The organism is Rhodovulum marinum (assembly GCF_004343075.1).
Lineage (GTDB): Bacteria > Pseudomonadota > Alphaproteobacteria > Rhodobacterales > Rhodobacteraceae > Rhodovulum > Rhodovulum marinum.
Window position 1 is genome coordinate 447,357 of the sequence record NZ_SLXP01000002.1, and the last position, 18,768, is coordinate 466,124.

At 69.6% G+C, this 18,768-nt stretch carries 18 protein-coding genes and 1 tRNA gene; 12 read left to right on the forward strand and 7 right to left on the reverse strand.

Annotated elements, in window-relative coordinates; genetic code table 11:
* Positions 1 to 346: 346 nt before the first annotated feature.
* Together EV662_RS05290 and EV662_RS05295 are read left to right on the forward strand one after the other, a co-directional pair.
* Positions 347 to 781 (forward strand): universal stress protein, encoded by a 435-nt coding sequence (locus EV662_RS05290; protein WP_132461086.1) that lies wholly within the window; start codon positions 347 to 349, stop codon positions 779 to 781.
* 22 nt (positions 782 to 803) lie between these two features.
* Positions 804 to 2,348 carry an alanine/glycine:cation symporter family protein gene (locus tag EV662_RS05295; protein WP_132461087.1) on the forward strand — a complete coding sequence of 515 codons (1,545 nt, stop codon included), beginning with the start codon at positions 804 to 806 and terminating at the stop codon, positions 2,346 to 2,348.
* A 60-nt stretch (positions 2,349 to 2,408) separates the two neighbouring features.
* Here the strand turns inward: EV662_RS05295 and EV662_RS05300 are convergent, their stop codons facing one another.
* Positions 2,409 to 2,786: a hypothetical protein gene (locus tag EV662_RS05300; RefSeq protein ID WP_132461088.1), complete on the reverse strand. Its 378-nt coding sequence runs from the start codon at positions 2,784 to 2,786 to the stop codon at positions 2,409 to 2,411.
* Complete coding sequence (locus EV662_RS05305; RefSeq protein ID WP_132461089.1) at positions 2,783 to 4,153, reverse strand: caspase family protein; 1,371 nt, start codon at positions 4,151 to 4,153, stop codon at positions 2,783 to 2,785. The genes EV662_RS05300 and EV662_RS05305 overlap by 4 nt, the downstream gene beginning before the upstream one ends.
* Positions 4,154 to 4,339: 186 nt before the next feature.
* Between EV662_RS05305 and EV662_RS05310 the strand changes: the two genes are divergently transcribed.
* The 3 genes from EV662_RS05310 (at position 4,340) to EV662_RS05320 (ending at position 6,918) form a co-directional block, all read left to right on the forward strand.
* The gene (locus EV662_RS05310) at positions 4,340 to 5,473 is read left to right on the forward strand and encodes an acyl-CoA dehydrogenase family protein (RefSeq protein ID WP_132461090.1); all 1,134 of its coding nucleotides are present in this window, start codon (positions 4,340 to 4,342) and stop codon (positions 5,471 to 5,473) included.
* Entirely contained in the window at positions 5,470 to 6,567 is a 1,098-nt protein-coding gene (locus tag EV662_RS05315) for a CaiB/BaiF CoA transferase family protein (protein WP_132461091.1), read from the forward strand. Before EV662_RS05310 ends, EV662_RS05315 begins: the two co-directional genes overlap by 4 nt.
* A gap of 84 nt (positions 6,568 to 6,651) precedes the next feature.
* A complete protein-coding gene (locus EV662_RS05320) occupies positions 6,652 to 6,918 on the forward strand; it encodes a hypothetical protein (protein WP_132461092.1) in 267 nt (88 codons plus the stop codon).
* Positions 6,919 to 7,010: 92 nt separating this feature from the next.
* On the opposite strand, the gene EV662_RS05325 is transcribed toward EV662_RS05320, so the two are convergent.
* The 3 genes from EV662_RS05325 to EV662_RS05335 are packed head-to-tail and all read right to left on the reverse strand — an operon-like array spanning position 7,011 to position 11,010.
* On the reverse strand, positions 7,011 to 8,372 hold the full coding sequence (locus EV662_RS05325; RefSeq protein WP_165915525.1) for a S8/S53 family peptidase: 1,362 nt from the start codon (positions 8,370 to 8,372) through the stop codon (positions 7,011 to 7,013).
* Entirely contained in the window at positions 8,369 to 9,403 is a 1,035-nt protein-coding gene (locus EV662_RS05330) for a phosphatase PAP2 family protein (protein WP_132461094.1), read from the reverse strand. The genes EV662_RS05325 and EV662_RS05330 overlap by 4 nt, the downstream gene beginning before the upstream one ends.
* A gap of 17 nt (positions 9,404 to 9,420) precedes the next feature.
* Positions 9,421 to 11,010, reverse strand: a complete 1,590-nt coding sequence (locus EV662_RS05335) for an AfsR/SARP family transcriptional regulator (RefSeq protein WP_132461095.1) — start codon at positions 11,008 to 11,010, stop codon at positions 9,421 to 9,423.
* Positions 11,011 to 11,418: 408 nt separating this feature from the next.
* Here EV662_RS05335 and EV662_RS05340 point away from each other — a divergent pair, with 408 nt between their 5' ends.
* Entirely contained in the window at positions 11,419 to 12,246 is an 828-nt protein-coding gene (locus tag EV662_RS05340; RefSeq protein WP_165915526.1) for a PfkB family carbohydrate kinase, read from the forward strand.
* Between the two features lie 2 nt (positions 12,247 to 12,248).
* Positions 12,249 to 13,328 (forward strand): methylglyoxal synthase, encoded by a 1,080-nt coding sequence (locus EV662_RS05345; protein ID WP_132461097.1) that lies wholly within the window; start codon positions 12,249 to 12,251, stop codon positions 13,326 to 13,328.
* Positions 13,329 to 13,681: 353 nt separating this feature from the next.
* On the opposite strand, the gene EV662_RS20015 is transcribed toward EV662_RS05345, so the two are convergent.
* Positions 13,682 to 13,804 (reverse strand): hypothetical protein, encoded by a 123-nt coding sequence (locus tag EV662_RS20015; RefSeq protein WP_279533231.1) that lies wholly within the window; start codon positions 13,802 to 13,804, stop codon positions 13,682 to 13,684.
* A 23-nt stretch (positions 13,805 to 13,827) separates the two neighbouring features.
* On the opposite strand from EV662_RS20015, the gene EV662_RS05350 reads away from it, so the two are divergent.
* On the forward strand, positions 13,828 to 14,214 hold the full coding sequence (locus tag EV662_RS05350) for a hypothetical protein (protein ID WP_165915500.1): 387 nt from the start codon (positions 13,828 to 13,830) through the stop codon (positions 14,212 to 14,214).
* Between the two features lie 303 nt (positions 14,215 to 14,517).
* Here EV662_RS05350 and EV662_RS05355 read toward each other — a convergent pair.
* Positions 14,518 to 14,607, reverse strand: a tRNA-Ser gene (locus tag EV662_RS05355).
* Between the two features lie 224 nt (positions 14,608 to 14,831).
* Between EV662_RS05355 and EV662_RS05360 the strand changes: the two genes are divergently transcribed.
* Genes EV662_RS05360 through EV662_RS05375 form a run of 4 tightly spaced genes read left to right on the forward strand, consistent with a single transcriptional unit; the run spans position 14,832 to position 18,762 of the window.
* Positions 14,832 to 15,818 (forward strand): SPOR domain-containing protein, encoded by a 987-nt coding sequence (locus tag EV662_RS05360; RefSeq protein WP_132461099.1) that lies wholly within the window; start codon positions 14,832 to 14,834, stop codon positions 15,816 to 15,818.
* 13 nt (positions 15,819 to 15,831) lie between these two features.
* Complete coding sequence (locus EV662_RS05365) at positions 15,832 to 17,004, forward strand: D-alanyl-D-alanine carboxypeptidase family protein (RefSeq protein ID WP_132461100.1); 1,173 nt, start codon at positions 15,832 to 15,834, stop codon at positions 17,002 to 17,004.
* A gap of 1 nt (position 17,005) precedes the next feature.
* Positions 17,006 to 17,632 (forward strand): dTMP kinase, encoded by a 627-nt coding sequence (gene tmk / locus EV662_RS05370; RefSeq protein ID WP_132461101.1) that lies wholly within the window; start codon positions 17,006 to 17,008, stop codon positions 17,630 to 17,632.
* Positions 17,629 to 18,762 carry a DNA polymerase III subunit delta' gene (locus EV662_RS05375; protein ID WP_132461102.1) on the forward strand — a complete coding sequence of 378 codons (1,134 nt, stop codon included), beginning with the start codon at positions 17,629 to 17,631 and terminating at the stop codon, positions 18,760 to 18,762. The genes tmk and EV662_RS05375 overlap by 4 nt, the downstream gene beginning before the upstream one ends.
* Positions 18,763 to 18,768: the final 6 nt, after the last annotated feature.

An 18,768-nucleotide genomic window follows, 5' to 3' on the forward strand; every position in this document is an offset into this window, starting at 1 on the left:
GGATCGCACCATCAAACCCTGGCATCGAACAGCCAGGCACGCCCCGTCTGGCCGCTGAAAAGCTCTGAAACTGTCAAAATCCCTGCAAATCGCTACCCGCCAAACCTTTGACTTCAAAGGCGCCGAAAATCCGCGAGTGTCAAAACCTCCTGTCGCCGCTCACCCTGCTGCCAGTGCCGCAAACGATGCGCGCGCTGGAAGAAAACCCGGCAACGCCCGCTTTTTCGCCCCTGATTTTCCGCAGATCCGGCCGCGCGGCATGTCGGCCGGGAAAAAAGCCTGTCCGGATTCGCGCGATTGTCTTTAGTCTTGGGCGGATCGGCAGATGCCAAGAGGGAGTGGACAGATGACCGGAAAGATACTTGTCGGCTATGACGGCAGCGACAGCGCCCAGCGCGCGGTCGACTATGCCGCGGGCCGGGCCAAGGCCGAGGGGGCGGATATCCTGATCGCGCATGTCCTGGAATGGTCGCCCTATTCGTTCCTGACGCCCGAGGAACTGGCCGAACGCCACAAGCGGCGCAACGAGGAACTGGCGCGCGCCGAAACCGCCTTGCTGGCGCCCGTCGTCGCCCGGCTGAAGAGCGCGGGGATCGCGGTCGAAACCGAATTGAAATACGGCCATATCGCAGAAACGCTGTGCCGGCTCGCCACGGAACATGACATCAGCCAGATCGTCATCGGCCGCACCGGCCATTCGGCCCTGGCCTCGCGGCTGTTCGGGTCGGTCGCGGGCACGCTGGCCCAGGCCGCGCCCATCCCCGTCACCATCGTGCCATGAGCCCCGGAAAAAGGATCACGACATGAACAGGTCTTTCGCGGGCGCGCTGGTCGCCCTTGCCGCCCTTTGCGCGATGGCCGCACCGGCCGCGGCGCAATCCATCGACGCGAAGGTCAACGAGATCTTCGCCAATTCCACCGGCTGGTTCGTCAGCTTCATCTTCGCACCGCTGCCCGGCACGTCGTTTCCGTGGATCGTGCTGTGGCTGGTGGTCGGCGCCTGCGTCTTCACGGTCTATTTCGGGCTGATCCAGTTCCGCGCCTTCCCGCATTCCATCGCGCTGGTGAAGGGCGACTATTCCGACCCGAACGACGCGGGCGAGGTCAGCCATTTCCAGGCGCTGGCGACTGCCCTGTCGGGCACGGTGGGCCTGGGCAACATCGCGGGTGTCGCGGTCGCGGTCGGCATCGGAGGGCCCGGGGCGACGTTCTGGATGATCCTTGCGGGTCTTCTGGGCATGGCGTCCAAGTTCACCGAGTGCACGCTGGGCGTAAAATACCGCAACGAATACCCCGACGGCACCGTTTCGGGCGGGCCGATGTATTACATGAGCAAGGGCTTTGCCGAGCGTGGGCTGCCGGGCGGCAGGATCCTGGCGGTGTTCTTCGCGGTGTTCTGCATCCTGGGCGCGCTGGGGGGCGGCAACATGTTCCAGGCCAACCAGGCGCATGCCCAGATCGCAAATGTGGTCGGCGACTACCCGGGCTGGATCACCGGCATCGTGCTGGCGGGTGTCGTCTTTGCGGTGATCGTGGGCGGGCTGAAATCCATCGCGCGGGTGACCGAGAAGGTCGTGCCGTTCATGGGCATCCTCTACGTGCTCACGGCGCTGGTCATCATCGGGCTGAACGCCGACAAGATCGGCTGGGCCTTCGGGCAGGTCTTCGCGGGCGCCTTTACGGGCCTGGGGGTCGCGGGCGGCATGATCGGCGCGCTGATCCAGGGGTTCCGCCGGGCCGCGTTCTCGAACGAGGCGGGCGTGGGGTCCGCAGCCATCGCCCACTCGGCGGTGCGCACCAAGGAGCCGATCACCGAAGGCTTCGTGTCGCTTTTGGAACCGTTCATCGACACCGTGGTGATCTGCACCATGACGGCGCTGGTCATCATCATCACCGGGCAACTGATCGCCGACCCCGAAACCGGGCGCTACATCCTGAACGAGGCGGGCACCGCGATCCAGACCGTGGACGGCAATTCGGGCGTGGCGCTGACCTCGGCGGCGTTCTCGTCGGCCTTCGGCTGGTTCCAGTACATCCTGGTGCTGGCGGTGATCCTGTTCGCCTTCTCGACGATGATCAGCTGGTCCTATTACGGGCTGAAGGCCTGGACCTACCTGTTCGGCGAGGGCAAGGTCACCGAGCTGATCTTCAAGGTGATCTTCTGCATCTTCGTGGTGATCGGCGCGGCGGCGAGCCTTGGGCCGGTGATCGACTTCTCGGATGCGGCGATCTTTGCCATGGCGGTGGTGAACATCATCGCGCTTTACGTGTTGATGCCCATCGTCAAGCGGGAGTTGGACAGCTACCTGTCACGGCTGAAATCGGGCGAGATCCGCAAGTTCCGCTAGGTGCCTGACGAATGGGCGCGGGGCCGGGCCGATTGCCCTGCCCCGCGCCCCCCTCGCCCCCTAACGGTCGAGCCTCCGGCCGGTGGCGGCGGCCCAGGCGGGGGCGTTTTCCCCCAGGTGGACCAGGTAAAGGTCGTCCGGCACCCCGCGCAGGAAGGGCGGGCGGTCGGTGTCGATCCGGTCCAGCACCGCGCCGCCGGACCCGAGCACCAGGTAGCGCGCGCGGTGGGTCCAGTTCACGCCGGGTTCCAGGTCGGCGAAGGCCAGCGCCACCGCTTGATCGAAGCGCAGCCCCGTCCCCTCGGGCCAGGGCAGCGGCGCGCCCGCCGGGATCATCCGGCGAACGAGGTAAAGGATCGCCGTTTCACGCTCGGCCGGGTCGAGGGCGGCCAGCGCCGCCCCCGCCAGCTGCGTCCAGTCGGGCGCCAACCCCGTCACCCGGGCAGGCCCGCCACGGCCTCGCGGATGATCTTTTCGATCGCCTCGGGGCGTTCGGGCCGCGCCACCAGTCGGTCGTCGAGATCGCCCAGCGCCGGCAGCACCTTTTCGCGCATGATTTCGCGGAACTTGCGCGGATCGTCGATGCGCAGGCGCAATTCCTCGATCTCGCGCATCACCAGTTCGCGGTGCAGGAACAGGTAACGCCATTTCTGGTGCAGCGTCTGGTCGCCCGCATCCACGCCAAAGGCCGAGTAGACCGGGCTGTCATACCAGTGGTGCACGTCATCGGCATAGGCGAAGGCCTCGCGCGCCGAGATGCGCCCGCTGGCGTCGTGGTCGGGATCGGAGGCCAAGGCCCCGCCATAGGGGTCGGCACCCGCGAGCGCGGAAATCCAGTCGCGCGCGAAGGGGTCGAATTCGGCCCCGCCGATGGAGTTCTTCCGCTCGGTGCAGGCCCCGGCGAAGGTCGTGCGCGCGGCGGTCGAATTCTCGATCACCCGGTCGTTGAAGCCGCCCGAGTGGCATTGTTCCATCATCACCACCAGGTCGGCAAAGGCGGGCAGTTCGGACAGTTTCGTGCCGAAATCCGCCGCCCCGTAATCGGCGCCGGAATAGGTGCAGAGATAGGACTCGGTCCCGTCATGGCCGCCATGGTTGTTGGTGTGGATCAACAGCGTGTCGTCGGCCTTGAGCTTGGGCTTGAGCGCGTCAAGCGCATCCGACAGCGCGGCGCGCGTGCCCGGCCCGTCGACCGGCATCCGGTAGGGCGTGCCGTCGCCGGGATAGTTGCCAACGGGTTTCGGCCCGCCCGCATAGTTCAGCGTGCCGTCATAGTTCAGCACGGTGATGTCCTCTTCGCGGAAATAGAACTGGTCCACCAGTTCGCGGTAAAGGAATTCCATGTCGTTGACATGGCGGTTGTTCGAGGCGCCGGAATACAGGATCGCGTAGCGCCGCCCCTTGGGCAGGCGAAAGACGAAGCGTTCGCGTTCCAGCGTCCAGACCCGGCGCAGCGGGTTCTGCGCGACCACCGGCAGGTGGAAGGCGCGGAACGTGTCGGGCGGGTCCAGCAGGAAGGGCGGAAAGCCTGCCTGCACCTCGCGGTACATCTCGCCGGTGCGCGCGTCATGCAGCAGGTAGCGGCAATCATGGCTCCAGTTCGCGAGCGGTTCGTCATCGGCGAAGATCACCGCGGTGTCGCGGTCCACCGGGATTTCCTGGTGGCGGGCGCGCAGCAGGGCGCCGGGTTTCTGCACGTCGTCCAGCACGAACAGGTTGGTCGCCTGGCGGCGGCGTGCGGGCAGCCGGCGCAGGGCGCCGTTCTGGATCTTGCGCAACAGGCGGCGGTCGATGGGGGTGGTCATGGCGTGTCCTCCTTGGAAACATGGTGTCCGGGGACCGGGTGCGGGCAGTATGCTAGCGCCTGGGGCGAGCGGCATTGACAGCCGTCAACCCCTGCGCGGGCATGGCCGTGGTTGCCGGGGCCATCGGGCCGGGGCTATAGCCGGTGACAGGGGGCGCCCGGGGAGGGGCGCCGGAGGAGGTGAGAGATGTTGCTGAGCGACGACCACGAGATGGTGCGCGAGATGGCGCGCCGCTTTGCCGAAGAGCGCCTTGCGCCGAAGGCGGGCGAACGGGACGCCACCGGCGAATTCCCCGCCGGGGATCTGGCCGAGATGGGCCGGCTGGGGCTGATGGGGATGCTGGTCCCCGAGGAGTGGGGCGGCGCGATGGTCGACCACGTGGCCTATGCCCTGGCGCTGGAGGAAATCGCGGCGGGCGACGGGGCGGTGTCCACGATCATGTCGGTGCACAACTCGGTCGGCTGCGTGCCGATCCTGCGCTTTGGCAGCGAGGACCAGAAGGCGCGGTTCCTGCGGCCGATGGCGGCGGGCGAAATGCTGGGCGCGTTCTGCCTGACCGAACCGCAGGCGGGATCGGACGCCGCGGCGCTGAAGACGCGGGCGCGGCGGACGAAGGCGGGCTGGGTGATCGACGGGGTCAAGCAGTTCATCACCAACGGGCAGAACGCCGATCTTGCCATCGTGTTCGCGGTGACCGACCCCGACGCCGGCAAGAAGGGAATTTCGGCCTTCCTGGTGCCGACGGGCACGCCGGGCTATCGCGTGGCGTCGCTGGAAAAGAAGCTGGGCCAGACCCTGTCGGACACCGCGCAGATCGCGCTGGAAGGGGTCGAGTTGCCTGCGGAAAACCTGCTGGGCGAGGAAGGCCAGGGTTACCGCATCGCGTTGTCGAACCTGGAGGGCGGGCGCATCGGGATCGCCGCGCAATCGGTCGGCATGGCGCACGCGGCGTTCCAGGCGGCGCTGGCCTATGCGGGCGAGCGCGTCAGCATGGGCAAGCCGATCCGCGACCACCAGGCGGTCGCGTTCCGCCTGGCCGACATGGCCACCCGGATCGAGGCCGCGCGGCAGATGGTGCTTCATGCCGCGGCGCTGCGCGACGCGGGGCGGGCCGCGCTGAAAGAGGCGTCGATGGCCAAGCTGTTCGCGTCCGAAATGGCCGAGGCGGTGTGTTCGGACGCGATCCAGACGCTGGGCGGATACGGCTATACCCGCGATTTCCCGGTCGAACGCATCTATCGCGACGTGCGGGTGTGCCAGATCTACGAGGGCACCAGCGATATCCAGCGCATGGTGATCGCGCGGGCACTGGGCGCATGACCGGCGCGCTGGCGGGGCTGCGGGTGGTCGAGTTCGTGGGACTTGGCCCCGCGCCCTTTGCCGCGATGATGCTGGCCGATCACGGGGCCGAGGTGCTGCGCATCCACCCGCCCGTGCGGCGGTCCGACATCGCCACGATGGACAGCCCGGCGGACGTTCTGGCGCGGGGGCGCGAGGGCGTGGCGCTGGACCTGAAATCCGAAGCGGGGCGTGCGATGGCGCTGGACCTGGTGGCCGAGGCGGACGGTCTGATCGAGGGGTTCCGCCCCGGCGTGATGGAGCGGCTGGGGCTGGGGCCCGAGATCTGCCTGTCGCGCAATCCGCGGCTGGTCTACGGGCGGATGACCGGCTGGGGACAGGACGGGCCGCTGGCGCAACGCGCGGGGCACGACATCAACTATATCGGCCTGACCGGGGTTTTGTCCGCGATCGGGCCGGCGGACCGGCCCGCGGTGCCGCTGAACCTGGTGGGCGATTTCGGCGGTGGGGGCATGCTCTTGGCCTTCGGGATGCTGGCCGGGCTGATCGCGGCGGGGCGGACCGGGGCGGGCCAGGTGGTGGATGCGGCGATGACCGATGGCGCGGCGCTGTTGTCGGCGATGATCCACGGGTTCCGCGCGGGCGGCGCGTGGAAGGGCGGCCGGGCGGCGAACCTGCTGGATGGCGGCGCGTTTCACTATGGGGTCTATGCCTGCGCGGACGGGGCCTTTGTGGCAGTGGGCGCCCTGGAGCCGCAATTCCTGAGGGCATTGCTGACCGGCCTGGACCTGGACCCTGCCGATTTCCATCCGGTGGACGACCGCGCGCGCTGGCCCGAGTGGCGGGACCGTCTGGCCGCGGCCTTCCGCAGCCGGACGCGGGCCGAATGGCTGGCGCGGTTCGAGGGCGTGGACGCCTGTCTGAGCCCAGTGCTGGACTGGGACGCGGCGCTGGCCGATCCCCACAACGCCGCGCGGGCCACGTTCGTCGAGGTGGCGGGCGTAACGCAACCGGCCCCGGCGCCGCGCTTTTCCGCAACGCCCGCGCCGCCCCCTACCCCACCGCGCGACGCGCGCGGGGATGCGGGCGCGGTTCTGGCACGCTGGCGGCGATGACGGTGCGATGACGCGCCTCCTGCAGGGTGGGGACATCCCGTTCAGACGGGCGGGATCGAACCAAAAGAACCTGGAGGAAGAGACATGCTGAAGAAAACCGCTATCGTCGCCCTTGCACTTGGCCTGGCCGCCCCGGCCTTTGCAAGCGAACAGATCGCCCGCGAACTGAAGGTCGATCCCGACGCCTATACCCGGCACGAGATGGTGCAGATCTACACCACCGGCGGGTTCCAGCGCGGCCAGCGGATCAAGCTGATCCACAAGCAGCGCGCCGCGTTCGAGGCCGCCGTCGTCGATGCCGTGGCCCGTTCGGGCGTGATGTCGACCTCGGGCGTCGCCCCGGCCCGCTGAGCGGGCGAACGATACTCCCTGTCGGACGAGTGCGGGGGGCCTTGGCCCCCCTTTTTTCATGCCGGGATCGGCGCGCGGTGGCCACCCCGGGTTCAGTAGTGGCACACCAGCCGTGCGGCGGTTCCCAGGTCGAACAGCGTGGCGCCCGGATCGGCGCGGCCTTGCCCGGGGGACTTGCCCGACTGCATCGCCAGGCTGACCAGCCCCGCGGCGATGGCGGTGGCCGCAGAGGTGCCCGAGAACCGGCAATAGAGCGAGGCGATCTCGTAATGCTCGCCGCCTGCGCCGGGGGTGTGGTCATAGACCGAGGGGTTATAGCCCGCCGGGCCCGGAACGTCGGTCGAGATGATGTCATGGGGCGGAAAATCCGGGTCGCCCGGGGGACGGCCCAGTTCCTCGTCCACGATCTCCCACGGGTCGAGCCGGGCACCCACCTCGCGGTCATAGCGGGAATGCTCGGTGCTCAGCGTGCGGATCATCCGGTGCCCGTTGCCGTTGATCGCCTGCCAGTTCGGCGAATAGCTGAGGTCCTTGCCATCGAGGGTGCAGGCGCCCACCGCCCAGGGACCGGTATCGCGCACGTCCTTGCCCGGCTTGCGCGCCAGCGCCGCCGGGTAGACCAGCGCATCGGCCGGTTCGTTGCCGGCGGCGCAGAACACCCGGCTTTGGCGGCAGAGTTTCAGGAACACCGTTTCGACGCGCCGCCAGCCATCGTGGCGGTGCCAGTCGTCCGGGCGGTCCCAGGAATCGGCGATCACCACGATATCGGCGTCGATCAGGTACGCGTAGTCCAGCGCCCCGGCCAGCATGTCGGGATCGGGCCCGGCCCCGATCGAGATCGGCACGATCCGGCAGAACGGGTTGATTCCGCAATAGGGCAGCTCCTGCGCCCCGACGATCGAGCAGCGCTTGTCGATTTCATGGTAATCGGGCTTGCGCAGGCAGACCCGGGCCGGGCGGGCGCCGATCAGCCCGGCAAGCGCCGTGCCATGGGCGCCGGGAATGATATGCGGCGGGTCGGTATCGGGCCCATGGATTTCTGCGAGGATGCGCTTGCCCAGCGGTTCGTTTTCCAGGTTCTTTTGCTCGATTGTCGTTTTGAGATTCTGGCGACTTTCATCGTCGTCGGGAAAATCGGTCGGGTCGAGACGGGGCAACACGAACGCGCCTGCGGGCGAGAGCGAGAAATCGCGCATCAGGCCAAGGTCGATCGCGCCTTGCAGGTTGGGGTGATCGTGGGCGATGGGCGTGTCGATGATCGCGACGCGCACCGGCTTGTCGGCGGTGGATGCCTCCTCCCAGTCGGCGCTTTCGAAATGGGTCAGGTCCTTCACCACGCCAAGGCGGCCCTCGGGCAGGTGCCACAGGGCATGGAACGAGGGGCGCAAGCCCTTGCCCAGCGGATGCGACCCGCAGGTGTCACGGTTCAGGGAGTTCCGGGATGTCTCGGTCATCGGCTCGCTCCTTCGCCCAGCCATTCCGCGCGGACGACGCGGATCTGGTCCTTGAGAATCTCTTCGAACAGCGGCCCGCACAGCCGCGCCAGCCTACGCCCCGCCGCGGTGTCCGAGGCGACATGCAGCCCCGCCCATTCGCGGTTCTCGGCCACCTCGCCCGCCGCGCGGAACAGCGCGGGCAGGCCCGGGTGTTCGGGCACGGCGCGGGCAAAGACCTCGGCGATCAGGTAGGACTGGAAGGCGTGGTTCGAGGGGTAGGACGAATAGGCCGGCACCGGGATATAGGGTTCCAGCGCCGGGTCGAGCACGTGCGGGCGCGAGGCGTTGAAACGCGCCTTGTAGACCAGCCCGATCAGGCTGCCGAGCCAGAGGATGGTCTGGAACATCACAGCGGTCTGGCTGCCGGGCGAGGTGACGTCGGCGCCCAGCGGCAGCATGTAGGCGGTCAGGTCGTTACCGGCCTCGATCTCGATACGGCGGCGGCGCCAGGCGTTCTCGGGCAGGCGCAGTTTCTCTTGCAACGCGCGCAGGCGCGGGATTTCGGCCATGCGGTCGTCGACCGCGGGTGGCGGTTCCAACGGAAGCCGGTCCCAGTTGTGGCGATCCCTGGCCTTGTAAAGCAGGCCGAGTTCGCGCCAGGGCACCTCGATCGTGGGCCAGGCCAGCCCGCCGGTGGCGACCTGCACGGCCCCGCCATCGGCAAAGGCCTTGTGCAGGCTTTTGTGGAGGCTCTTGTGCAGGCTCTTGTGCAGGCTCTTGTGCAGCTTGCCGCCGCCAAAGGCGCTGGGTGTGTCGAGGCTTCGGTCAAGGAAGGCACCCACTTTCTCGACAAGCTTATTGACGCGTTCAGTGTCGGAAATATCGGGATCTTCTTGTTCGTACGCCCGCAAGGCCGCGCGCAGGGAGTTGTATCCATCGCCCTGCACCTCGATGCGCGTGTCCGTGGCGATCAGTTTCGCGGCGGTCAGGATCTCGCGGTATTCGGTGTATTTCGCCTTTCCCGGGGGGTCGGCCTGTGTCGCTGTCATCTCGTCTCCTCCTTCTTTCACACCAATCCGCTGTCGCGCAGGCTGCGGGACAGGCGCGCGCCCAGCCCGGGCGGCGTGCGCCGCATCAGGTTCTCGGTCCAGTCCGACAGGTCGTGGCCCGGCCGCAGCGTGGCGATCCGCGCCTGCATCCGCCGCGCATCGCCCGCATTTCCCGCCAACGCGAAACCCGCCATCGCGTAGCGCAGCGCCCCCAGGAAACGCGGTTTGCGCATCAGCGCCCGGTTGGCGCAGGTCAGCGCCCCGCGCACGTCGCCGCGGGCCATCGAAACCATCGCGCCGGTCACGTCGTAGGTATAGCGCCAGGGGCTGGCGGCCCCGGCGCGCAGGCAGCGGGCATGTGCCGCCCCGGCGCCGTCCAGATCGCCGCGCATCAGCCGCATCACCGCGAGGTGGTCGAGGTTCAGCGCAAGGTTCGGCGCACGCCGGGCGGCCTCGTCGACCAGCGCCTCGGCCAGGTCGTTCTCGCCCATCAGCATATGCGCGGAATAGCCCGCCAGGCTTTGGCACAGTGGCAAGAGCGGGTGCGTGGGCGGCATCGCGGCCAGCACGTCGACCAGCGCCTCGGGGGTGACGCGCTCGGGCCGGGCGACGCCTTCGTGCAGCTTGAACACCTGGGCGAACAGGCGCACGCAGTCCAGGTAGGCAGGCCCGCCCTCGGCCAGCATCCGTTCGACCGTCGCCTCGGTCCGGTCGATCAGCGCGCCATCCAGCGAAAACAGCGCGGTCAGCGCGGTCCACGGGAACAGGTCGGGATACCCCTCGGCGGCGGGGCTGGCGGCCATCTGTTGCAGCAGGGTTTCGGCCAGCGCACAGACGGTTTCCTCGTGGTCGGGCGCCAGCGCATCCAGCGGGTCGGACACCCAGACCAGCCGGCGCGCGGACGCCTCGTGCAGGCGGAAGGTCAGGTTCAGCCGCTTGCCGCGGCGTTCGACCCGGGCCTGCAGGAAATGCGTGGCCCCCTGCCCCGTTTCGACCGGCAGCGGGACGGCCTGCACCTCGTGACCGCGCAGGTCATGCACGTCCAGCGTGGTGGTCTGCGCAACAAGGCGCGCGATGGCGTCGGGAAAGCCGTCGGCGCGGATCAGGTCGGCGCGCGACAGCCCGGCATGCAGCGACGGCAAGAGCCCCAGCGCGATCCGCCGGGCACCGCGGGCGCCGGACAGCGCGGGGGCAGCGGGCCCTGTCGGCGACGGGGCGGGGTCTTCGGCGGCGCGCATCTCGCGCAGCCAGTCCTCGAACAGCTCGGCGCCCTCGATCCTGAGGTCCATCCCCTCCAGAAAGGTCGGACCGCCGGGCCGGGCAGGATCGAGCCGGATGCGGCCGGGGGCCAGCCAGACGGCATGGCGGTCGGCCATCAGCACCTCGCCGCCCAGCGGCGCCAGTTCCTTGCGCAGTTCGTACAGCTTGTTGCGCAGGCTGGCGGCGGCCTTGTCGGGCGGGGCCGCGCCCCAGAACATCTCTTGCAGGATGCTGCGCGGGCGGGACTGGTCGCGCGCGGTGACGAGCACCGCGAGGATCGCCTGAAGAAGCGGGCGGCGGGGGGTGATGTCCCGGCCGGTCCCGCTGCGCAGCCGCAGCGGCCCCACAAGGCATGCGCACGCACAGCCCCCGGTGCGGGTTCCCGGCCCGGCGGGCCGCGTCCCGGTGCGATCTGACCCGGTGTCCACCCTTGCGCGCCCCCCGTTCGCGCCCTCGGCTGAAGGGGAGTATAGCATCCCCGCGCCCTGCGACAAAACGCAGCGGCCTGCCACGGCGCGGATGGCGGCCGGGCGGGTTCCCGGCGGGGCGGTGCATGCTGCGAGAGCAGGTGATGGCATTCTGCGCGATCCGCCGTGATGGTTGCGGGAGGCGGCGCCGCCCACGGACGCCACCGCGCCGAGGATGGCGGCCCGGCGTCATCGCACCGTCATCGGCCCCGCCCTAGGCGCGGGGCGGCGATCGGTGCTAGGGCTGCCGGGGGTGCCCGCGACGCGCCCCTTTGCCGGAGGCCGGTCGTGGCGCGCATCGTGATGCTGTCGAGTTGGGTCGCCCACGGCCATGTGGGCCTGTGTGCCGCGGCCCCCGCGGTGCAGGCGCTGGGCCATGGCGTGACGCAGTTGCCCACCACGATCCTGTCCAATCATCCGGGATGGCCAAGGGTGGCCGGCGCCCCCCTGCCCGCCCCGCGGATCGCCGCGATGATCGAGGCGCTGGCGGGCAATGGCTGGCTGGCGGGGGTGGACGCGGTGCTGACCGGCTATCTGCCGACGCCGGCGCATGTGGACCTTGCCGTGGGGCTGATCGAACGGCTGCAGGCGGGCGGCGCGCGGCCCCGTGTCGTGGTCGACCCGGTGCTGGGCGACGATCCGGGCGGGCTGTACATCGCCGAGGACGCGGCGCGGGCGCTGCGCGACAGTCTGGTGCCGCTGGCCGGCATCCTGACGCCGAACCGGTTCGAACTGGGCTGGCTGACCGGGCTGCGGGCCGATGACCCGGAGGGCGTCTTGACCGCCGCGCAGGCGCTGCGGGCGGGCTCGGGGGCGCGGGTGCTGGTGACCTCGACGCCGGTCTCGGCGGACGAGACGGGCGTTCTGGGCGTGGATACGGACGGCGCACGGCTGTGGCGGAGCCCGCGACGGGCGGGCGTGCCGCACGGGGTGGGCGACGTCTTTGCGGGGCTGGTGGCGGCGGGACTGACCCCCGGCGCGGCGCTGGGCCATCTGGCGGCCCTGATCGAGGCGAGCCTTGGCCACGACCATTTGCAAATCGCCGAGGCCGCGGCAGAGTGGACCGGCGCGCGGCCACTGGTGGCCGAGGACATGCCGGGCGTGACGGAGGGCTGAGCATGGCGTTCGATTTCATCCTGATGCTGACGGCGGAGGATCGCACGATCCCCGATGCGCGCGCCCGCCTGGACGAGGCGCTGGAGGGCGGCGCGCGGCATATCGGGTTCAAGGATGTGGGCCTGCCCTTCGACCAGCTGCGCGCGCTGGCGCAGGCGATCCGCGCCGCGGGCGGGCGGTCCTACCTGGAGGTGGTCAGCCTGGACGCCGACAGCGAACTGGCCTCGGCGCGGGCCGCGGTGGACCTGGACGTGGACTGTCTGTTGGGCGGCACGCGGGCCGAAGCCGTCACCGCGATCACCCGCCACCACCCGCTGCGCTATTACCCGTTCCCGGGCCGCGTGACCGGGCATCCCAGCGTGCTGGAGGGCCCGGCCGAGGCCATCGTGGACGGGGCGCGGCGGCTGGCCGACCTGGAACATGTGCACGGGCTGGACCTGTTGGCCTATCGCTATGCGGGCGACGTGCCGGGGCTGATGGCCGCGGTCTGCGCGGCGGTGGACAAGCCCGTCATAATGGCCGGCAGCATCGACCGCGAGGCCCGCGTGACCGAGGCGGCGATGGCGGGTGCGGCGGGGTTCACCGTGGGCACCGCCGCGCTGGCCGGCGCGTTCCCGGCAGAGGGCGGCGGTTTTGCCGCGCAGGTGCGCGCGATCCTGGCGATCGCCGCGCGCGCCCGCGCGCAATCGACCGCGCCGCGGCGGCTGGCGCTTTCGGCCCATGACACGCGCAAGCCGCAGCTGCGCGCCTGGGTGGCGCGCCATGCCGCGCGGTTGCGAGGGCACCGTCTGATCTGCACCGGGGAGACGGGGCGGATGATCCAGCAGGCGGTGCCGGGGCTGAGCGTGCAGCGGCTGCAACGCGGCGCGCGGGGCGGCGATCAGCAGCTGGGCGCGCTGATCGCGACGGGCGAGCTGGACGCCGTGGTGTTCTTCGCCGATCCGACCATCGCCCATGGCGGCGATGCCGATCTGCAGGCGCTGACCCGGCTGGCGATCCTGCACGACACCCCGGTCGCGCTGAGCCCCTCGGCCGCGGACATGGTGGCCTGGTCCCTCCTGGGGCAGGCCTGCGCCCCTTAGGCAGACCGGCCGCGGGCCGGCCGGTCCTGACCGCGTTCATGTCACGCTGCGGGCGGAGCCGCCGACCTTTGGCGTTCCGCGGGCGGTGCGGCGCCGGCGGTCGACCTGTTTCCCCGGGGCCGCCGGCGCAAAAAGATTGCGCATTTCGGCAGTTTCGGGCCCCTGTCGCACAAATCGGCTGACCGTGCTCGCAACAGGGATGATGACGGAGGGGATGGGACTGGGGTCCAACGCTCTCCGGCACAAGTACTTGAAATATATGAAAACGCAGGCGGTGAAAGCCGGTTCAGTTGATATCGCCGGAAAAATTGCAGAGGCGCCCCGGCGAACCGCGGCGCCCATGCACGTCCTTGTTACGCGGCGCCGCTGCAGACGGGGAAAACGCTTGCGTCGCCGCAGTCCCGCGCATCGATGGCCTTCAGCGCTTCCATGTCCGCTTCGGCAATCTCGAAGTCCACGTCGGCATTGGACTTCATGTGCGCCGGGTTGGCTGTCTATCGTGGTGAACCTGCTTCTGGACGCGCTCGATCAGCACCTCAACGGACTTGTCGATGCCGAGACAAGCCCGGATGGCGCGCGGGGTCTACGCATTCTCTGCATGATCGATGAGGCGCACCAGATACTTGGCACCAGGCTTCCATCCTTGTCCCGCCTGGTCCGCTCGAAGGGTGGCGCGGTGATGCTGGTTTCGCAATCGCCGGACGATTTCTCCGGCGAAGACGACGAGTTCCTCGACAACATGGGATTGGTCGCAGCATTTGCGACGAACGCTAAGCCAGGGGCGGCAGCGTGCGTCGTCGGCAAAGGCGCCAATCTTACGAACCTTCAGACAGGCCAGAGCTTCGCGCGGTTCGACAAGACCACCAAGAAGATCAAGGCATGGTAGTGCAACCGCTGAACTTTGGCACTGGTCGCAAATGGGAACGCGTTCGATTTCAGTTCCGACACGGTACTTGTCTCTGAAATCGAAGTGTTCAGCGAATGGCAGTTTAAATCTTATGCCTTCAATAGCTTAGCAGAAATTCACCAAATCGGCGCAGTCATCAGGTCCGGAGAATATCGGCCCACAGAGACCGCTTTAGGGCCTCCTAGCTTAGGGGCCAGTGCTCAGCCCCTCCCGCATAACCCTCGAAAACAACGGAAAAATCCGGCCGCAGCCGGATCGGGAGAACGCTTTCGCGAGGGCAAGTGGCGGAGGAGGTGGGATTCGAACCCACGGTGGGCGTGAACCCACGCCGGTTTTCAAGACCGGTGCATTCGACCACTCTGCCACTCCTCCGGGCCGGGACATAGGCTTAGTGGCGCGGCCTCGATTCTGAAAGCGCCGACATGCCGATTTTCAACGGCGCCCCGGCACGAGCCTTTCCATGCCCCCTGCCGCCCGCTATCATGCAACCCATCGGCGAGGCAGAGCAGTACGGGCCAGTCAGCGCCCGGGCGCCCGCCGAAGGCGAGCGAAAACACGCGACGCGGGGGCACCCGCGCGGATCGAGGGGGCAAGGCATGACGGGAAACCGGATCGGGCGGCTGGCCTTGGCTTTGGGGGCGGCGGCGCTGGTGGCGGGGTGCCAGACTGGCGGGCCGTTCGCAGGTCTTGCGCGGGCGCCGGCGGGCGACGAGACCGCAGAGGTCGGCACCGCGCCCGGGCTGGTCGAGCGCGAGGTCGAGGCCCCCGAGGTGTTCGCCACCACCGAACCCGGGCTGTGGGACGGCCGGCCCTCGCTTGGGGGGGTCTGGATCGCCCATCCCGACACGAAGAACCCCGAACGGGTGATGATCCGCAACACCGAGAACGGCAAGTCCATCGTCGGCGCCCTGTTCCGCCGCGAACGCGAGATGCCGGGGCCCAGGCTGCAGGTTTCCTCGGACGCGGCGGCGGCGCTGGAGCTGCTGGCCGGCAAGCCGACCGAGCTGCGCGTCGTGGCGCTGCGACGCGAAGAGATTCCCGCCGCCCCGCCGCCCAAGCCCAAAACCGAGGCCCGGAGCGAACCCAAGCCGGCCCCCGAGGCCGCGCCGCTGGCCGCTGCCGCGGCCGCGATCGAGGCCGCCGAGGCGCGCAAGGTGCCGGGCGCGACGCCGCCCCCGCCCCGGCCGCGGGCCGCCCCCGCCCCGGCACCGGTGCGTGCGCCCAGGATGGCACCCGGCGACGTGGCCGCCCCGCCGCCCGGCACCGTGGACATCCCCGGCGAGACCGCGGCGTCCCGCACTGCGGCGGCGCCCGCCCCGGCCGCCGCCGCCGCCCCCCGGGCCGCGGCGCTGGACAAGCCGTTCATCCAGATCGGCATCTTCAACGTGGAAGACTATGCCGAGGACGTGGCCGAGAAACTGCGCAAGGGCGGCGTCGTGCCGACGGTCCTGGGCCAGCAACGCGACGGCAAACCGTTCTGGCGCGTGGTGGTCGGGCCGGCGACGACCCGCTCGGACCGGTCGGCGCTGCTTGAGAAGGTCAAGGGGCTCGGCTACACGGATGCCTATTACGTCACCAACTGAGGCCCGCGCGACCATGGCTGAGGCGACCCGCAAACCAACCCTGCTGCTGACCCTGGTGCTGATCGCGGCGACCGCGCTGGCCGCGCCCGCGCGCGCCGCGTTCGAGACCCGCGCGACGGCGGCCTACGTGGTGGACCAGACCACCGACACGGTGCTTCTGTCCAAGAATGCCGACCAACCGCTGCCGCCGGCCTCGATGTCCAAGCTGATGACGCTGAACATGCTGTTCGAGGCGCTGCGCGACGGGCGCGTGACGCTGGAGACGCGGTTCTCGGTGTCGTCGCGGGCGATGGCGATGGGCGGGTCGACCATGTTCCTGACCGAACAGGACCGGCCCACCGTCGAGGAACTGATCCAGGGTATCATCGTGCAGTCGGGCAACGATGCCTGCGTGGTGGTGGCCGAGGGGCTGGCCGGCACCGAAGAGGCCTTTGCGCGGCTGATGACCGAGCGCGCCCGCGCGCTTGGGATGGAGAATTCGACCTTTGCCAATGCCACCGGCTGGCCGCATCCCAACCAGCGGATGAGCGTGAGGGATCTGGGCATCATCGCGACGCGGCTGATCGACGAGTTCCCGGAATATTACGGCTATTTCTCCGAGGCCGAATACGGGTTCGACGGGCGCGCGCCGCAGAACCGGTTCAACCGCAACCCGCTGTTGAAGCTGGGGATCGGCGCCGATGGCCTTAAGACCGGGCACACGCAGGAGGCCGGCTATGGGCTGGTGGGATCGGCGTTGCAGGCCGGGCGCCGGGTGACCTTCGTCATCACCGGGCTGGAAACCGAGGCGCAGCGTGCCGAGGAAGGCGAGCGGATCGTGAACTGGGCGTTCCGTCAGTTCGTCCAGCGCGAGGTTCTGCGCAAGGGCGAGCGGCTGGCCGAGGCCAAGGTCTGGATGGGCGAGATCGAACAGGTGGGGCTGGTCGCGCCCGACGACCTGGAAATCCTGCTGCCCGCGGTGGTGCGCGGCGAGTTGCAGGCCGAGATCGTCTATCGCGACCCGATCCTGGCGCCCATCGAAGCCGGGCAGGAACTGGGCGAACTGGTGATCGAGCGCCCCGACATGGAAGCGTTGCGCGTGCCGCTGGTGGCGGAACGGTCGGTCGCGCGCGGCGGGTTCGTGCCACGGCTGCGCACCGCGACGCAGGTGCTGATCGGGCTTGGCCGGGAGGCCGCGGGCCTCTGATATGGGTGGCCCGGCACGTTTCATCACCTTCGAAGGCATCGACGGGTCGGGCAAGTCCACCCAGGCGCGGCGGCTGGCCGAACATCTGCGCGCGGGCGGCCATGACGTCATCCTGACGCGCGAACCGGGCGGCAGCCCCGGCGCCGAGGAAATCCGCCGGCTGGTGCTGGAGGGCGAGCCCGACCGCTGGTCGGCGGAAACCGAGATATTGCTGTTCACCGCGGCCCGCCGCGACCACCTGGAAAAGACGATCCGGCCGGCGCTGGAGGCGGGCAAGGTGGTGATCTGCGACCGTTTCGCCGATTCCACGCGGGTCTACCAGGGGATCACGCGGGGCGACCTGCGGCGCACGGTCGACAAGCTGCATGCGCTGATGATCGGGCGCGAACCGGACCTGACCTTCGTCCTCGACATGGCCCCCGATACCGGGCTGGCGCGCGCCAAGGGGCGGAACGGCACCGAGGAACGGTTCGAGGATTTCGGCGTCGCAATGCAGGCACGGATGCGGGCGGGGTTCCTGGACCTGGCGATCGAATTCGCAGATCGCTGCCGGGTCGTCGATGCCGATCGCTCCGAGGACGCCATCGCCGCCGAAATCGCGGCGCTGATCGACGGCGTGCTGGCATGAGCGACGAGGACGCCCTGCCCGAACCCGACCGGGTCGAAGGCGCCCCGCACCCGCGCGAAACGCCCCGCGTGATCGGCCAGGACGCGGCCGAGGCGGCGTTCCTTGAGGCGGTCGCGGGCGGGCGGATGCACCATGGCTGGCTGTTGACCGGGCCGCGCGGGGTGGGCAAGGCGACGCTTGCGTGGGCCATCGCGCGGTTCCTGCTGGCCCAGCCCGCAGAGGGCGACGCAGGGCTTTTCGGGGACGCCCCCCCGGCCCCCGACCGGCTGGCGATCGACCCCGATCACCCGGTCGCGCACCGGGTGGCGGCGCTGTCGGAACCGGGGCTGTTGCTGATCCGGCGGGCCTGGGACGAGAAGGCAAAACGCCTGAAATCGGTCATCACCGTGGACGAGGTGCGCCGGTTGCGCGGGTTCTTCGGGATGTCGGCGGCCGAGGGCGGGCGGCGCGTGGTGATCGTGGATGCCGCGGACGAGATGAACCCAAGCGCCGCCAACGCGCTGTTGAAACTGCTGGAAGAGCCGCCCGCGAACGCCACGCTTCTGCTGGTCAGCCACCAGCCCGCGCGGCTGTTGCCGACGATCCGCTCGCGCTGCCGCGAATTGCGGCTGGCGCCCCTGGCCCCCGGTGACATGGCACGGGCGCTGGCCGCCGCGGGCCAGGACGGGGCGGCCGACCCCGTGGCGCTGGCCGAATTGTCGGGCGGGTCGGTCGGCGAGGCGATCCGGCTGGCGCAGCTGGACGGGCTGTCGCTTTATGCCGATCTCGTGGGCCTGTTCGCAGAGCAGCGGCGGCTGGACCGGCCACGCGCGATCAAGCTGGCCCAGGCCGCCGCGGGGCGCGAGGCCGAGGCACGCTTCGATCTGACGCTGCGTCTGATCGAGCTGTTGCTGGCCCGCCTGGCCCGCACCGGCGCGACGGGCAGCCCACCCCCCGAGGCCGCGCCGGGCGAGGCCACGATGCTGGCCCGGCTTGCCTCCGGCCCCGCCGCCGCCCGTGGCTGGGCCGAGGCGGCGCAGATGCTGTCGGCGCGCGCGCGGCAAGGCCGGGCCGTCAACCTTGACCCTGCCTCGCTCATCCTTGATACGGTTCTGAGGATGGACGAGACGGCCGGCCGGCTGGCCGCCTGAGGCAAG

Coding starts and splice junctions, on each gene's coding strand:
- EV662_RS05290 (WP_132461086.1), top strand. CDS start 347: ATGACCGGAAAGATACTTGTCGGCTATGACGGCAGCGACAGCGCCCAG.
- EV662_RS05295 (WP_132461087.1), top strand. CDS start 804: ATGAACAGGTCTTTCGCGGGCGCGCTGGTCGCCCTTGCCGCCCTTTGC.
- EV662_RS05305 (WP_132461089.1), bottom strand. CDS start 4,153: ATGACCACCCCCATCGACCGCCGCCTGTTGCGCAAGATCCAGAACGGC.
- EV662_RS05310 (WP_132461090.1), top strand. CDS start 4,340: ATGTTGCTGAGCGACGACCACGAGATGGTGCGCGAGATGGCGCGCCGC.
- EV662_RS05315 (WP_132461091.1), top strand. CDS start 5,470: ATGACCGGCGCGCTGGCGGGGCTGCGGGTGGTCGAGTTCGTGGGACTT.
- EV662_RS05320 (WP_132461092.1), top strand. CDS start 6,652: ATGCTGAAGAAAACCGCTATCGTCGCCCTTGCACTTGGCCTGGCCGCC.
- EV662_RS05325 (WP_165915525.1), bottom strand. CDS start 8,372: ATGACCGAGACATCCCGGAACTCCCTGAACCGTGACACCTGCGGGTCG.
- EV662_RS05330 (WP_132461094.1), bottom strand. CDS start 9,403: ATGACAGCGACACAGGCCGACCCCCCGGGAAAGGCGAAATACACCGAA.
- EV662_RS05345 (WP_132461097.1), top strand. CDS start 12,249: ATGGCGTTCGATTTCATCCTGATGCTGACGGCGGAGGATCGCACGATC.
- EV662_RS20015 (WP_279533231.1), bottom strand. CDS start 13,804: ATGAAGTCCAATGCCGACGTGGACTTCGAGATTGCCGAAGCGGACATG.
- EV662_RS05360 (WP_132461099.1), top strand. CDS start 14,832: ATGACGGGAAACCGGATCGGGCGGCTGGCCTTGGCTTTGGGGGCGGCG.
- EV662_RS05365 (WP_132461100.1), top strand. CDS start 15,832: ATGGCTGAGGCGACCCGCAAACCAACCCTGCTGCTGACCCTGGTGCTG.
- tmk (WP_132461101.1), top strand. CDS start 17,006: ATGGGTGGCCCGGCACGTTTCATCACCTTCGAAGGCATCGACGGGTCG.
- EV662_RS05375 (WP_132461102.1), top strand. CDS start 17,629: ATGAGCGACGAGGACGCCCTGCCCGAACCCGACCGGGTCGAAGGCGCC.